Source organism: Polaribacter sp. Z014, from assembly GCF_023555435.1.
Taxonomy (GTDB): Bacteria; Bacteroidota; Bacteroidia; order Flavobacteriales; family Flavobacteriaceae; genus Polaribacter.
On record NZ_JALCZP010000003.1, the window covers coordinates 193,342 to 210,616 of the forward strand.

The window sequence follows — 17,275 nt, forward strand, 5'->3', positions numbered from 1 at the left end:
AAAAAAATTTTAAAGATACTTTACTGTTTTCATCATTAATAAGTTACATCAATAAATCGTAAAGAACCTGCTGGCACTTTTAAGTTGATTTGGTTTTTGGAAATTTTTAAATTTTCTTTACTTAAAATATCTTCTACAAAATTCGGATTCCTATTTTGAAAAGTAATCGTTACTTCTCTGTCTTGTGGTTCTATATACCCTTGATCTAATAAAATAATTCTTGTATGATTTTCATCAATTTTAATTGCAGACCAAGCAGCTCCTTTTACCAAAATTGGTAAATCTTTTGCCCCCGTTTCTACAATGCTTTTCAATTCTGAAGCATATTCTTTTGCTGATACAAATTGATCCTTAAAAAACCCTTTTTTACCATTACTAATACTAAAAGGAATCTTCTTTTTCAATAACTCATTTTTAAATTCTATGGGCGCAACTGGTACCATTCCAAAAGGAGTTTCTGGCATATAATTTAACCATCTATAATTTACCCCTAAAGCTATTTTAGAAAAATCAGTTTCAGGAATATTGGTGCCTGCCCAATGCATTTGTGCTACAGAAAAAACAGCATTGTCATCGTCTTTTTTGTATTGTTTTATATCATGATGATTATCTACCGTATGCACCAATTCAGCATCTATGTCTTTTATTAAATGCCAAGAGCCAATAGACAAAATATCTTCTTTTTCTACAATTGGTAACACGCCAGATTTCATCAAAGCAAATAGGATATTAAGACCTGGATCTTCTACAAAACCAGAAGTAGAAACGATTCCGTAACGTGCGCCATAAGCAGCCATCATAACGCCTTGTCTTAAATACGGAGACACAGAATTTTGTCCTCCAGGAGAAAGTGGTCTCCAACTTGTTGGATTGTCATCAATTAAGCGCATGGCAAAATCATTTACATAACCTCCATTTCTCATACCTATTCTACCCGCTAAATTTAAATCTTGAATTCTATTACTAGTATCTTCTGAGGCCGGTGCTAAAATATCGCTATACTTTCCAGAATAGAACATCTCTTTCCAAAGCGGTAAATGTGATGTTGCTGCCCAAAACATGTTTTTATATCTAAAATATAATTTTGCTCTGTTATTTTTACGAATCGCCTTTGCCAGTCTTGGTAAATATTCTTTCACGTAAAGTTGTACTCTAGGATCCTCTACATTAGCCATTTCTGCATACACAAAACCGTAACAAGTTGTTGGGGCAACTTCTAAAACTTGCTCTAAAGTTTCTATTTGAATATAAAAAGGGTCGTTTCCATGACCTGCCCAAAAAGTAAAAGGTTGCCCTTCCGCTTCGTAATCCCTTGCCATTTGAACTATTTGCTCTCTAGAATCTTTATATTTACCTCGTTTGTCTTTTTTTAATGCAGATTTACCAATTTTGTTAACCAAATAGGTTCTATCTGTAGATTCTTTTGGTGATTTTTGTATGACAAATTTTATATCATTTCCATGTAATTTTTTAATCTTAGAATCTTCACCATTTTTGGTTATCATTACCCAACTTTTGTCAGATTTTTTCTGATAATTTGGCGTTTTATACTCTAAAACTTGCGCATATAATGTTTCTAAGTTTTTTTCTACTTCAAGCATTCTACCTTGCTTTTTGTATGAAGTTTTGCTCCAACTATTTTTTGATAAATAATAAAAATCTACATTATTACCGCCATCTACAGTTCCTGCCGCAATTAATTGATTTGATTTAGGTTCATAAACAAAATCACTATAAACTCCTTTACCATATCTTTCTCCTGCTATATGTATTACTTTTCCTTTAGTATCTAGCACAATTAAAATTCCTCCATGCTGAAACATAATTTCGTTTCTACTTGGTAAGAAGCTTCCTTGAGAATGCGCATAACGTTGCGCTTGTTTTTGATTTCCAACATATTGTGCTAAAACATTAAAATCTGCATCTAAAGCAGAAAAGAAAGGTTTAAAGCTAGCATCTCCAAAAAATAATATATCATCTTTTTTATCATTGTTAATATCTGCTATAGAAATATCTGTAATCATTACTTTCGTAAGCGATTTTACCTCTTTCTTTTTAGGGCTAAGTTGTTTTACAACTTCTTTTGTATCTGCATCTAAAATCCCCATAAAATCCCAGCGAAATTTATCGTTACTATAGGTCATTACAAAAAGTGATTCTTTCCCTGAATTGGTAAAAACACCTGACTCAATTTTTCTAACAACTCCTTCTATTTTGGTTGATGCAACTTGTTTTCCGTTTGTATCTAACTCATACAACAGATAATCATTTCCACCAGCAAAAATTTGAATTTTACCTTCATTTTTCACCACTGCAATTTCCGATAAACGTACTTTATGATCTGGAGTAAATTGCCAAAGTAAAGAACCTTTACTATCAATGCAATACACAATTCCGTTACCAGCAACTGCTAATATATCATCATTGCCATCATTATTGATGTCTTCTGCAAGAATTTCAAAAATTACTGAAGGTTGATCTATTTTATATTGCCACAATTCTTTTCCGTCTAAAGTATAAGCGGCGATACTTTTGCTTAATTCAGATACAAAAAGGATTGACTCATTATTGATTTCTCCAACAACAGAATTTCTTATATTATTGGTTTTTGTTGAGAAATTATTAGACTGAAAAGCGAATAATTGAATGGAAACTAAAAAGCTTACTACTAAAGTAAGAAGTGAATTTATTTTCATTTATAAAGTATCTGTATTTGACTTAATAGTTTTTCTTTGGTTTAATGGTTTTAACCGCAAAGTTTAAAATAAGTTTTCGCAAAGTGCGCAAAGATTTAAGCCCTTATTCTTTGCGAATTTTTCGAAACCTTTGCGCCTCTGCGTTTAAAATTTAGTAACAACGTACTTCGTACATTCTAATATTTTCCTTACCGTGTGTATTTTTCAATTTTAAACGGATAGCAGTTGCTGCTATTTCATCAAAATTAATTTTTACCAAACGTGTAATATTGTACTCTTTTTTACCAACTTCCTTCCAGCTTCCTTGTATTCTTGCTTCTACTGTAAAATCTTTTACCAATTCTGGTGGAACGACCAGTAATTGTTCACTATACTTATTAGGATTTTTATGAAAATTAATTTTACGTTGCAGATTTGTATCAAATTTCATTTCTACACTAGTAAATCTTTGAGGTTTGTTCCATTCTAATTGTAAGTCTGCGTTTAAACCATCTGATTGCCAGTGATGAATTTTATCAACTTCATCTCTACCAACGCCATCTGTTAAATTTTTTACATCACCAGAACTTGTTGAAGAAGCAAAAATTAAACTTGCCGTTCTTGCTTTATCATTTAGATCTTTTGCAGGTCTATTAGGAAAATAAGAATCATCTCTTAACAATTGCTCCTGTAAATCATTTATATAATTTTGATATAATTTTCTTGGCGACACCCCTTTTTTAACACACATTGCTGCTGCTGTTCCTGCCGCTTGTCCCATCATTGAGCAGGTACCAATAATTCTGGTTGATGAAAGTGCAATGTGCGTTACACTCACGTTTCTACCAGCAAATAATAAGTTATCAATATTTCTAGAATATAAACTTCTAAAAGGAACTTGGTATACATCTTTAAATCTTGAGTGAAAATAACTTGCAGGTTCCTCTAAATTTTCAATTCCTCCAGGGCAATGTTCATCTAAAGACCAACCACCAAATGCAATGGCATCATCAAAATGACGAAGTCCTAACATATCAGGCTCAGATAGAATATAATCTCCCATAAATCTTCTAGATTCTCTCCTACCAGGAATAGAACCTACCCAATCTAAAGCAATATTGGCTGCTTCCGGGAAATCATCAGAATTTTTTATATGATCCCAAACCCCGTAAAAATGTGCCATTAATTTATGACGAATTTCATCTCTTTCGCCAATAATGTCTACATCGCTACTTAATTCTACCCACCAAAAACCTTCTTTTAATTGTTTTACTTTTCTATGCTTGTCTTTAAATGCTTTTTCTGCATCGAAAGGAATTGTATATTCTGGTGCATAAAAAGGAACTGGCCTTCCCATGTCTTTTGTAATCATCATAAAACAATCTCCCATAACCCAACCATCTGGTTCATCTGGTGCATATTGTTCATTAAATTCTGCTTTTCCTTCTCTTCCTTGTCTAAATTCTGCTCCTGCTGTTGCCGCTACAAAACCATCACCAGAACAATCACAAAAAATAGGAGCATTTATTGTAAAATCTGTTTCTGTTGTTAATTGTCGACAAACTACAGATTTAATATTGTTACCATCCATATTTACATCCAACGCAGTTGTATTTAACAATAATGTTAGATTTTTTTCACGAACTACATAATTATATAAAACATGATCCCAAACAGGATAAGATTCTTGCGGATTATAATGCCAGTTTTCAATTAGAAGTTCTTCTACAATACCCGTTTCTCTTTCTATTTTGTGTTTATTCAATAAACTTTGAACCCCATTTACTGTAACTCTCATTTCACTAGAAGCATTTCCTCCTAAAACAGGTCTGTCTTGTACTAAAACTACTTTTGCCCCATTTCTAGCTGCTGAGACTGCCGCAGAAATACCAGACATTCCACCTCCAATTACAGCAACATCTACATTTACTATTTTTTTTCGAATTGGATCTTTTTTTAAAGTTTTCCTTAATGTTTCTTCTTCCTTAAACAAACCGTTTTTACTATTAGAAGTTTGCGCAGAAATATCTCCCATTATTGGAAATAAACTCGCTGCTAAAACACCTTTTGTTCCTTTTTTAAAAAAATCTCTTCTTTTCATTATAAATAAATTTTGATAGTGAATTTATAAAAATCAAATGCATTCTATTTTACATAAAAATAGCTGTAAGAAGAGTTTTACTATTCTTCTCGCGTTTTCCTTTTTTATTTAAAATTTAAGAATTGAATTTGGAGGTAACGGAACTTTATTCTCTTTTCTCCAAGAAACCAATTCTTTTAATAAATTCTGAGTGGTTTTTAATTCGATAGTTGATAAGTTTTTTGATTCTTTAGGATCTACTTTTAAGTTGTACAACTCCAATTTACCATCCGCCAAAAACTGAATTAACTTATAATCTCCTTTTCTAATTACAGAACAGGTTCCGTGTTTATAACGACTTGCTAAATGCCAAAACAAAGGTCTTTCCGATAATTTTTTATCATCTTTAAGAAATAAATCAGTCATAGAATTTCCATCTAAAGTACCTTTAAAATCAGTAACATTTGCTAAGTTCATTAAAGTTGGAAAAACATCTAATCCACTTACAGCAACCTCACTTCTTCTAGGTGTAACTTTATTTGGCCAATTGATAAACATTGGCACTTTAATTCCGCCTTCATAAATATATCCTTTTGCACCACGCATTAAATCATTGGCACTTGCCATACTATGAAACCCGTTGTCTGATGTAAAAATGATAATAGTGTTTTCTCTTAAATTATTCGCATCTAAATAGTCTACAATACGTTTTATATTATCGTCTACAGACTCTACCATAGTGGCATAACTTGCAAAATATTCATGCTTTTTTTTCTTATCATGCAAACCTTGCCCTGTAATAGTATCACCTGGTTTGTTAAAGTATTTTTGATACAATTCTTTACTTCTATATTTTATAGGTCTATGAACCGCATAAAAATTTAAGTTGATTAAAAAAGGCCCTTCTTTATGTGCTCCCATAAACTCGATTGCATCATCTGTTAAACGATCTGTTAACCAATTATCTGTTGATTTTTTCTTGATAAAAGGATTGCTAAACGGAGCCCAATAACCACCAGCCTCACTTTTATAACCTCCTTTTTCATAAGCTGGATCTCCTCTAAAACTTCCTCCTACATTTTTTAAGAAACCTCTTTTTTCAGGATAATATTGTTGAACTTCTATTGTTTTATGATTCGAAACCCAAGAATAATCTCCTGCATCTGGTTGTTTTAATTTTTCTTTTAATGGATATTCCATTGCCAGTTCTTCTTGCGGATAAGGACCAACAATATGCCATTTTCCTAAATGGATAGATTTATACCCCGCTTTTGCCAAAGGTTCTGCATATATAGGATGCTCTCTACCAACTGTCCATCTCGAAAAAATATTTTCTTGATCGTCTCCTTTTTCTAAAACAGGCACCGTATAAACACCTGTTCTAAAAGATTGTTTTCCTGTAAAAATTGCGGTTCTAGACGGTGAACAAGTAGGATACATATAGGCATTATCTAATACCAAACTTTCTTTTGCCAACGCATCTATGTTTGGTGTTTCAAAATAAGTAGAACCATTAAAACCAACATCTGCGTAGCCCATATCATCCACCAAAACAAAAATAATATTTGGCTTTTTGGTTACTTTAGAAACCTCTTTTTTAGAGGTACTACAAGAAACAAAAAAGAGAGCTATTGCTACTAAAAAACTAATATTGGAAAATTGTTTTTTCATTCTTAATGGGTATTGTAAATCTTTTATTTTAGGATACTTTTTAACTCTTTTCTAAACGTCTTTAAAACTTCCTTATTAGAAGGGCTTTTAGCAATATTTGTCCACTCATTCGGGTCTATTCTATGGTCATACAATTCTTCAAAACCATCAGGATACACCGTATATCTGTACTCATTACTTCTTAAAGAATGTAGTCCCTTGTCTTTAGAAGTCAATACATATTCTTTCGTTTCCTTTGTTGGATTTTTTACGATATCATAAATACTTTTTCCTTCTAACTCTTTATTTTCTGGTAAGTTTGCCATTTCAACTAACGTTGGATACACATCTAAAAGAGAAATTAAAGAAGTACTTACTTTAGGTTTACCGTCACCTCTTGGATCAAAGATTAACAAAGGTGTTTTTGCAGAACGTTCCCACAAAACATTTTTAGACCAATGTTCTTTTTCTCCTAAATGCCAACCATGATCTCCCATTAAAACTATAATGGTGTTTTTTGCGTATGTACTCTCTTTTAACCCGTCTAATAAATGACCTACACAAGCATCCGCAAAAGAAATATTTGCCATATAAGCTCTTACAGCTTCTTTCCATTTACCATGTTCTACAACAGATTTATGAACGCCTCTTTTTGCCATATTTTGTCCCATCCTACCAACATCATCTAAATCATTTTTTAAGGTAACTGGTAGTTTTATGTCTTCTAATTTATACATATCAAAAAACTGTTTTGGAGCAAACCAAGGTAAGTGTGGTCTAAAAATTCCACAAGCTAAAAAGAAGGGTTTGTCATGCTTTTCTTGTAAAAATTTCGATGCATAATCTGCTGATTTATAATCGTTATTATTTTCTAAAGTTACATCTACAGGAAACCAATCAAAAGAACGTAAGAAAGAACCTTTAACTCCGTATTTTTTCAACTCTAAACCATGCGAGTGTTTGTCTTTATCTTCTGGGTACGTTCCTCCTAAACCTCCTTTTCTTTCTTGTTGAAAAGATCCTGGATCACTTCCTGGTTTTGGTTTTTTAGCATTTCCTCTTGGACTGTGAAATATTTTTCCTGCTGCTGCAGTTTTATATCCATATTTTTCAAAATACTGAGGAATTGTAACCGTATTTTCAAAACCTTTTACATCTCTAAAATGCTCTGAATTACCATACACACCTGTTGTAGAGGGTCTGTACCCAGACATGATACTTGTTCTTGATGGGTTACATAAAGGTGCAGAACAATATGCATTCTTAAAAATAGTACTCTTATTTGCTAAGGCATCTATATTTGGTGTTTTAGTTTGTGGATTTCCACCAAATGCGCCAACCCAATCATTTAAATCATCTACCATAATGAATAATACATTTGGCTTCGATTTATTTTCTTGGCTAAAAGTTGAAAATGCAATTAGCAATAAAGCCACAATACATACATTTTTTATGTTCTTAAATTTCATACGTGTATTATTTAATTTTTAACGAAGAAACCAAAAAACATTAAAAAACTTGTATGTATTAGTTCATAAAATGTATTTAATGGTCGCTAAAACTTCATTTAACAACAAAAACGCAAAGGTTTTCAAAAAAATTGTAGAATTACTCTAGAATTTCCTTGCAACCTTTGCGCTTTTAAATACTTCTTTTTAAAGCTTATTCTCTCAAAAAACTATTTTTTAAATTGATCGTATTCTGGATTTATTTTTGCATTTTTAAATCTTGGTCTGTCTTTCCACATATCATACGTTGCTTTTAATTGTGCTGCAGATTCAGGAAACTGACCTTTATCTCCAGTTTCTTTTATCCAATTTTCTAAAACATCTCTATGCTCTTTTAGTACTTTAGAAAAAGTAGGGTCTAAAGCTAAATTATTCATTTGATCTGGATCTTTTTTCAAATCATATAATTCTTCTGTAGGGCGAACTCCAAACCAAAATTTATCTTGATAAGGGGTTAATTTTCCTGCTTCATGTAATTCTCTTAAATCGGTTACAATCTTTTTATTATCTCTATAACTAGCTTGTAACATTGGTCTATTCGGAAAATAATTACGAATATATCTGTAATCTTCAGAAACGACACTTCTAATTCTATCAATCGTATAATCGCATCTATCTCTTGCACCTATTACATATTCTTTTTCTTTATATTTTTTAGAAAACAAATCTTGCCCTACTAAATAAGATGGCATTTTAGCATCTCCTAAAGCTAATGTAGTTGCAGAAACATCTAATAAAGAAACCAAATCATTTCTTACCGTTCCAGCTTTTAAAGCAGGGTTATTTCCTTTGATAATTAAAGGAACTAACAAACCACCCTCATAACAAAATTGCTTGTGTCTTAAAGATGCATTACTACCATGGTCTGAAAAGAAAAATATAATAGTATTTTCATATTCACCATCTGCTTTTAATTGTTTTATAATTTTTTCTAACGTAACGTCAGATCCTCTATTGGCATTATAATGCTGCGTCCAAGCTTCTCTTTGCGATTTTATATCTGGAAAATAAGTAGGCATCGGTACGTCATAAGTTTCTAGTTTTTCGCCTTCTCTTACATATTTGTAATCTCTTTTACCACCCATAATTTCTACTTGTCCAAACCAAGGCTGATTTTTATCTTTTCTAGCGTTCCAAACATACTCTTTTACAGTTTTGTAATTAATAGCAAAATTTCCTTGCCATCCATTCATTCCTGCTTTGTAATTTTCTTTGGTACCTGTATCATACATCGCTCTTCTATCATAATCAAAATTATAATCATCTTTACCACTATTAAAGGTAAAATACCCCGCTTCCTTCATCAATTCAGGAATGGTTTTCATGCCTTCTGGCAATTTAATTTTAAGATTATCTGGTACAATCTCATTTTCTGTAAATCTATTTGACCTATGATTATGTGTACCTGTTGTAGTTTGATAAACACCTGTTATAAAAGCAGATCTACTTGCAGAACAAACGGGTGCAGTTGCATACGCTCTTTTAAACAAAACACCTTCCGCTGCTAATTTATCAATTACTGGTGTGTGTCCTTTATTAATAGAATCTCCATAAACGCCCATAAATGGGGATAAATCTTCCGCGACCACCCATAAAATATTCGGTTTTTTTATTGTTTGTTTTGTTGGTTTCTCTTTTTGACTGCAAGCAGTGAAAGTAGCTGTTAACATAAGAATACATAAGATTCTAAATGCGAGATAAGAATACTGTTTTTTCATTTTGTTATTTATTTATTAGTTGTATTAATTCTTTAGCAAAGGCCGTTCCTAATCTTTTTTGCCCTACTGTATTGTAATGTAAATTGTCTGAATGCTTCGGGTAATCTAACCAAGAAGCATCTGTTGATGTTTTAATAATAGCAATGTTATCATCAGAATTGGCAACATTTAACATTGCAGTTCTTACTTGTGCAGGACCCTCTTTATATTTTCTTGGCAATACATTTACTTGTCCTATTACAAAAGGCAAGTCATTTATTTGTACTTCTTTTCTATAACCTGCTATTAATTTTTTAAGATTGCTTTGATAATTTGTTGCTGTAATTTCTTTATTCGTATCACTTTCTCCCTGCATCCATAAAACACCTAAAATTTTATATTTTTCGCCCTGTTTCTTTACATCATTAAGGGTTCTTTTAATATTTTTTATATGTTGCTTGTATAATTGCAAGCTTTGCCTGACTTTACCTCGCTCTGCAAGCATTGCTTTTTCTAATGTCCACTCGGTATTCCAAGCACCATATAAAGAGGTACCTCCAACTGCTTTTTTAATCAATAAATAATGTTGCTTTGGGTTTGCTTCTGCTAATGTTAATCCTACCATTAATTCTGGACCAAAACTTTTCTTTAAAGTAGATAATGGAATCGGTTTACTTTTTTCTACATCAGAGGTGGTTATAAAAACTCTATCAGAAACATCGTGGATTCTTTTTATAAAAGCGGCATCTAGCTCTTCAGTAATTCCTCTACCTGCCATATTAGATTGTCCTGCTAACAATACAACCTGAATTTCTTCTTGCGAAAAAACGGTGCTAGAAATCAATAGAAAAACAATAAAACTTAAAAATATTTTTTTCATACTATTAGTTTATCATCTTTATTAATTCGTTTGCAAATTTTGTTCCTAATCTTAATTGACCTTCTGCATTATAATGCACATTATCTGAATTTTTAGGAAAATCAGACCAACTTGTATCTGTACTTGTTTTTACTAAATGCACATTTTTTACTTCTGATGAAACTTTTTCCATCTGGGTCCTTACCGTTTTTGCTCCGTTTTTAACACCATATCTAGAGTTTATTTGTCCGAAAACCAAAGGCATGTCTTTCACTTTAAAAGTAGTTCTGTACTTCGTTATTAACTTTTCTAAAGTCGCGGCATAAGTAGTTGCTGCTTTTTCTAAAGTAGCATCATTTTCTCCTTGCATCCAAGCCATCCCTATAACTTTATAAGACTTTCCTTTATCTTTTAAAATGTTTAAATTTTGGTTAATTAAATCGATGTGTTGTTGTACTAAATTCCAACTTTGTTTTTTGGCTCCTTTTTCAATTTCTCTTGCCTTTTCAATCGTCCATTCTGGGTTCCAAGCGCCATATAAAGCGGTACCTCCTTTGGCATGTTTTATCAACAAAAATTCTTTATTCGGATATTTTTCTGCCAAGGTTAATCCTATTAACAACTCCGGACCAAAACGTTTTGTAAAACCGTACTTTTTACTCGGCTTATTTTTATAATACGATAAAGGTGTTTGTGCTGTATTAGACTGACTGATAAAAACTCTATCTGCTACTTTTTCTATCCTCTTTTGAATAGAAGCATCTAAATCATCATAATTTGCAGCCCCTGCCATGTTAGATTGTCCTGCTAATAGCACTACTTGTACTTCCTTTTTTTCTTGAGATATTAAGGCCGATTTGCAAGAAAAAAATACTGTTATTACTACTACTAATAAGTATTTAGATGTTTTCATAAAATTATTTATCCTTTCCTACAAGGATTTAAAAACCCTGAGGGATTGTTATTTTTTAAGTTCCTTTTATCTTTTTTCCTGCAAGGTTTCAAAAACCTTGTAGGTATTACCATATTACAATTTCTTTTTTTCGATTTTTTCGTATTCATAAACACTAACAAAGTCAAAAAAAACCTTGCAGGAGTTCACTTTTCTGATACTTATTTTTTAGCAATTATTTCTACAAAATAAACCTCATTTGGTTTTAAGGTAGGTGTTGCTGAAACTGAAATTCCTTTTATTAAATCTTTACAAATAATATTTTCACTTCCATTTAACGAGATCTTTAAAGAAGCATCCGACTTCCCAACATTTACAACAGACAACACATTATTGCCTTTTTCATTTTTAATTACTTTCCAGGTACATCCTTTTTTACTTACTGAATTTGTTTCTTCAATAGCGATATCAGAAAGTAGATTTTTTTCTTTTAAGATTGATAAAACGTTGTTTTTAATTTTGGCAACGGAATTCAATTTAATAATAGTTCCTTTTCCTTCCGTTAATGTATTCAGTTTCTTTCCGTATTCATTTTTCACTAAACTCTTGTCATCAAGAATTACAGTTCCTCCATTATTTAAATACGTTTGCAATGCTTTTAATTCATCATTGGTAACAAAAGGAGTATTGTAAACAGTAATAACATCCCAATTTTTATTGTTTTGTTTTTTGATGATATTTTCTGTTACAAACCCTAAAGGAATTCCTTCAAAATTTAAACTTTCATACAAACGATAAAGATCGTCCATGTGTTCTTTTTTATTGATTGCAGATGTTTTAGAATAGAAAATACGAACCGGTTTTCTTTGTCTTTGAAAAGCTAAAATTTCTTCTGAATAAGAATTCAAATCAATTAAAGTCATAGCAACTTCATTAGTAACTCTTGGCTGCTGTGTATTTGTACCTGCATAACCTTTATTATTAATTGCTTTTTTAGAAATAGAACCATCAGCATTTCTTGGCCAATACCAAATCTGACTTGCATCTAACCCAAAAGTATGTGCCAACCAAAACGTTGCTCTGGCATAACTTGGGTCTAAATATAAATCACGAGATTTTACGGTTGATAAATAATGTAATTCTGAATTAAAATTTATTTTATTAGGACTTACAGATTTCATAAAATCATATCCCATACACAATTCTCTCCATTCAAAAGCGTAATCTTCTTCCCATTTATGAGGTTTTCCCCAAGTATATTTGTGGGCTGCACCAGAATCATTACCAATAATACCGCTTAAATCGGTCAATGCTTCTAAATCAATGCCATGTACTCTTTTGTTATCTGTCCAAAGGCTAGGCATAATTTTTAAATGCACTTTAGCGTCTGCATCATACTTAGTTACTTCTGTTTTTAAGAAAGTATACCAATCTGTAACTCGGTCCATATTAAAGGCTGTCCAATCATACCAAATTGGGGTTCCTTTTAAACTGATATCAATAGGGATTGCTATTTTAACAGCATTAAAATCTTTAAAATTAGAATTCCAAACACTGTTTAACTTTGCAATAGTTTGATGTTTTTTTGATAACCAAACTTTAAATTTCTCAATCGTAAAGTGTGAAACACCACCAGAAGCCCAAGGTAATTTTTTCTTGGTAGCATCTGTATACGTAAAAAAGTGAGGTTCATTACATAACATGTATCCTAATTGAGAATACTCTTTTCCTGCCATTTCTGGCACAACATTCCCTATTAATTTTGCTTGTAATTCTCTAGCCCCAGGATTATCTATATCATACCCTGTATAGGTATCTTCTCTCATAGAAAAATTAGGCCCATATTTTTCTTCAGCCCATTTAGGTACACTTTTATGATTCATAAAAATAAAACCTAAAGAGCCATTAGACTTCTCTTTTAAATCCGTCGAAATTCTTTTATTAATGGTTCCATCTTCTTTAGTAACATAAGTTGGCGTTAGAAAAAAGCCATCTAAATCTCCATGAAATTCGGTCAGCTCTTTCGTCTCTGGTTTCCAAGTATAATCTGCTAAAAATACAGGTCGATTCTTAAAAGACAAATGATCTTCTTCTCTTTTTACTTTTGTCCAATCTACATTTGGACTTGCTTTTCTAAAGGTTTTACCTTCAATTAAAGAGGTAATTTCTGCAATCGATTTATCTAACATTAAATTGATGTCACTTCTTTCGAATGCTGCTAAACCCGTTGCCATTTTTAATGCTTCCTTTTTAAAAGAAGGAACCAATTTAAAAAGCTTGGTGTTTTTATCTAAATTCTTTTCATCCCAATTGGCGAACTTTAAAAAGACTTCTGCGGTTCTAATGGTTGTTTTTTCCTTTAAAACATCAATATCTTTTTTAGACGCTTTTTTTACTAATGCTTCTAAAGTTTTAATTTTATAAATAGCTTCTTTTTCTAAATCTTGTCCTTGTAGAGTGGCAACTGACAAAAATAATAATCCAAAAAAATGAATAATTTTCATACTTAGTTATTTAATCCTATATTATTACTAAATTTTAAATCTTTTTTAGAAACTTCATCCGCTTTTAAAATATTCTTATTGGTTCCTAAATAAGAATTGTTAGAAATTTCTACGTTCTTACAATTCATTAAATCGAACATATATGCATCCGGAAATTGTGGTTTAAAAGTTGTTGTTTGTTTAATGGTATTTCCTTTAATTGTTAACCCATCTACTCTATCTGCCCAAATGATTCTGTTGCCAAAGGTTTCAATTATATTGTTCTCGAAAGTGATATTTCTATCATAGGTCATTGTGCTATCAAAAGTTTTCCCTAATCTTGGAGACACTTTTAAAATAGCATGTTCCGTACCTGCATAAGCACAATCTATAAATCTATTATTTCTAATAATTACTTCTTCTACATTACCAGACTCAAACCAATAAAAAGTTTCTCCTCTTAACATAATAGAAGACATCATTGATGATAATTCATTGTCTTCAATAACAATCTTTTTAGGTGTTTTAATGATGATATTTCTAGCTCGGTGATCTCTAATTACATTGTTTCTCATTGTAAATGTAGGATTCCACGTTTTATTTTCTAAAATATCTCCTACTTTTAAATCTGTAGGAATTTCACTTTTAAAAGTTAAATCTGTAAAATAATCATTAAGTACTTTTACGGAAGTTACCGTGTTTGTTTCTGCTCTTTGCGGATTTGGTTGTTTTATAAACCAAACTACATCATTAACTCCTGCAAACTCAAAGCCCATTTGTTGGTCGTGTTTTAGAGCGATTCTAATTGTCTTTTTGTCTAAAATTTTATCCACGGCAACATAAGTTCCATGTACATTTGTACCATCATCATACATCCCTTCTAAACGGCAACCTTCTATTAAAATATCTCCTTTACAGTTTGCAAAATGTGTTGCATCTGCAACAATAGACATTACTCTATCAGAGCCTTCTCTAACATAAATTCCTGAATTTAAAATTTCAATATCTTCAGATCTTTCAAACAAAAACCCCATACCTAAAGCATGATGAATAATAACATTGTTAAACTTTATATCTTTAGAATTTTTGGTTAAAAAAGCGGGTGCATATCTATTATTTTTTTTATCTCCTTTAGATTGTAAAACGGAACCCACTCTTGGATAATGTTTTAAATTTTTGTTATAGAAACGTAAAATTCCATTCGGTCTTTTTTCTACAAAATTAGACTCTAAGCTTGCGTCCCAAGCGCCATAATCTACCGCTTTTGTTTCTTTATTATGTGGTAAAGAGCTCCCTAAAGAAGTAAAGTTAAAATGATTAATTCCTGGAAATTCAATTCTACCTTTACTAAGTTTCCAAGAGAATCCTTTAGTATATGGCTTTAACTCATACCATTGTTCTTTTTCATTTACTGCTGTAACATCACCTTGAAAAGAAAAAGGAATGTCCCAATCGATCGTTACATTTTTAACATCAACTTTATGTAATCCATCAAAAACAAATGGTAAAGTCTGACCTCTAAAAATAAATTCTGAATTATTACCTTCTATTTCTACAGAATTAAATCCTTCAAAATTGAAAATTATTTTTTTAAAACCATTTCCGTGGTTTGTAATATACATGAATTTACCAACGGCATAATCGGTTTTAAAAAAGTAATTTCCTTTTTCAAATACTAATTTTATGTCTTTGGTTTTTGCTCCTTCAATGGCTTCTCTTACTACCAAAGTCATATCTCCTTCGGCATGTTTTATATTGATAATTTCTGTAGCGTTACAACCAATTGTAATTATAAAAATTAAAATGGTAATGCTTTTTAATATTGTATTTTTCATGTATTTATTTTATAAATTAACTCCAGTACCTTGTAACGATGCATCATGTCCCCACATAATCATCCATGGATCTGAAGTATCTTTCTGAAATTTTTTCAACTTAATTTTCATCGATTCTAACGTTTTTTCGAATTCCTTATTTGTTGCTAAATTATTTAACTCATCTGGGTCTTTCTCTAAATCGTACAATTCAAACTCGGGTCTAAAAAGAAAATCTTGTACTTTTCTTGGTCCAAAGTTTTCAATATCATTTCTGTAAATACTTTGCCAAGTAGAAGATGCCCATAAATCAGACGCGAAAGGATATTCTAATCGCCAAGCAATATTCCAAATTAATTTGTAATTTTTATTTCTTACCACTCTCATTGGGTAATACATGGTTATTTCATGAAATGTGTGCGATGCATACACTTCATCCCAACCTTTTGGATTTGTTTTTTCTAAAATTGAATTGAATGACTTACCATGAAAATCTTCTTTCTTGTAATCAATTTTTGCCATATCTAAAATAGTCGGCGTTAAATCTACCCAAGAAATCATGGCATTGTTTGTTGCCCCTTTTATATTTTTTAATGGATCTTTAATAATACATGGTAACTTAATACCTGGCTCATAAACTGTTGTTTTTGCTCCTGGAAAAGCCATTCCGTTATCAGAAATATAAATTACAATGGTATTGTCTGCTTTACCGGTAGCTTGTAACATTTTCATCAATTTTCCGAAACCTTGATCTATTCTAGAAATACTTTGGTAATACTGCGCAATTTCTTCTCTTGTTTGTTTTGTGTCTGGTAAAAAAGATGGTACTAGAACATCTTTTGGATTATAAATTACAGTTTCTACATCTTTATAGCCTTCTTTTTTATTTCCAAAACTATTAGGCGTATCCCATTGTTCTGGTTCAAAAGGATATCCTCTGTGAGGATCATCTGTACAGAAATATAAGAAAAATGGTTTGTCAGATTTTAATACATCTGCACAGGCATCTGCCATTTCAACGGTATTTCTAGGATCTGCTTCTAAAACCTGGTTAAAGTGATACACTTTTTCTGGAGCTACGTGGTATTTACCAATTCTTGCAGTTTCATAACCTGCTTTTTCCATAATGATTGGCAAAGAGGTTTCCGTATCATAGGTACTAAAATGATGGTAATCGTGCACATGCCCATAAGAACCTGTTGCGTGACCAAATTTTCCTGATAAAATTACAGATCTACTTGCGGCACAACTTGCACTAGTACAATAGGCGTTTGTAAACTTTACGCCTTCTGCTGCTAATTGATCTAAATTGGGTGTTTTAATCACTGGATTTCCATACGCACCAATGGCATCTGTTCCATGATCATCGGCAACAAATAAAATAATGTTTGGTTGGTTGCTCTTTGTAACCTGAGCTACTTCTTTTTGTTTGTCTGAACAACCAACAATGGTTATTGCAATCATTACAAATAGTAATTTTGGTAGGTATGATTTCATTTTTATATGAATATTAAATTTATTTTAGATAATTTAAAATCTTAAAGGTTTCTCTTTTTTAACCTTGTTAATTTATGTTCTTTGCATTAACTAACAAGATTTTAGAAGCCTTGCAGAAAC

10 protein-coding genes are annotated in these 17,275 nt (G+C 31.5%); all 10 read right to left on the minus strand.

All coding sequences use genetic code 11. From position 1 onward, the window contains the following. Window positions 1–35 precede the first annotated feature (35 nt). Window positions 36–2,696 carry a hypothetical protein gene (locus MPF19_RS06105; RefSeq protein WP_249987241.1) on the minus strand — a complete coding sequence of 887 codons (2,661 nt, stop codon included), beginning with the start codon at window positions 2,694–2,696 and terminating at the stop codon, window positions 36–38. A 151-nt stretch (window positions 2,697–2,847) separates the two neighbouring features. Further along, the gene (locus tag MPF19_RS06110) at window positions 2,848–4,776 is read right to left on the minus strand and encodes an FAD-dependent oxidoreductase (RefSeq protein WP_249987242.1); all 1,929 of its coding nucleotides are present in this window, start codon (window positions 4,774–4,776) and stop codon (window positions 2,848–2,850) included. Between the two features lie 108 nt (window positions 4,777–4,884). Further along, on the minus strand, window positions 4,885–6,426 hold the full coding sequence (locus tag MPF19_RS06115) for a sulfatase (protein WP_249987243.1): 1,542 nt from the start codon (window positions 6,424–6,426) through the stop codon (window positions 4,885–4,887). A 23-nt stretch (window positions 6,427–6,449) separates the two neighbouring features. Further along, a complete protein-coding gene (locus MPF19_RS06120; RefSeq protein ID WP_249987244.1) occupies window positions 6,450–7,874 on the minus strand; it encodes a sulfatase in 1,425 nt (474 codons plus the stop codon). A gap of 209 nt (window positions 7,875–8,083) precedes the next feature. Continuing rightward, the gene (locus MPF19_RS06125; protein ID WP_249987245.1) at window positions 8,084–9,631 is read right to left on the minus strand and encodes a sulfatase family protein; all 1,548 of its coding nucleotides are present in this window, start codon (window positions 9,629–9,631) and stop codon (window positions 8,084–8,086) included. A gap of 4 nt (window positions 9,632–9,635) precedes the next feature. Further along, window positions 9,636–10,490 carry a sialate O-acetylesterase gene (locus tag MPF19_RS06130; protein WP_249987247.1) on the minus strand — a complete coding sequence of 285 codons (855 nt, stop codon included), beginning with the start codon at window positions 10,488–10,490 and terminating at the stop codon, window positions 9,636–9,638. A gap of 4 nt (window positions 10,491–10,494) precedes the next feature. Next, window positions 10,495–11,382 carry a sialate O-acetylesterase gene (locus MPF19_RS06135; RefSeq protein ID WP_249987248.1) on the minus strand — a complete coding sequence of 296 codons (888 nt, stop codon included), beginning with the start codon at window positions 11,380–11,382 and terminating at the stop codon, window positions 10,495–10,497. A 200-nt stretch (window positions 11,383–11,582) separates the two neighbouring features. Beyond that, the gene (locus tag MPF19_RS06140) at window positions 11,583–13,865 is read right to left on the minus strand and encodes an alpha-amylase family protein (RefSeq protein ID WP_249987249.1); all 2,283 of its coding nucleotides are present in this window, start codon (window positions 13,863–13,865) and stop codon (window positions 11,583–11,585) included. A 2-nt stretch (window positions 13,866–13,867) separates the two neighbouring features. Continuing rightward, window positions 13,868–15,679 (minus strand): alpha-1,3-galactosidase-related protein, encoded by a 1,812-nt coding sequence (locus MPF19_RS06145; protein WP_249987251.1) that lies wholly within the window; start codon window positions 15,677–15,679, stop codon window positions 13,868–13,870. Between the two features lie 9 nt (window positions 15,680–15,688). Next, window positions 15,689–17,155: a sulfatase family protein gene (locus MPF19_RS06150; protein WP_249987253.1), complete on the minus strand. Its 1,467-nt coding sequence runs from the start codon at window positions 17,153–17,155 to the stop codon at window positions 15,689–15,691. Window positions 17,156–17,275 lie beyond the last annotated feature (120 nt).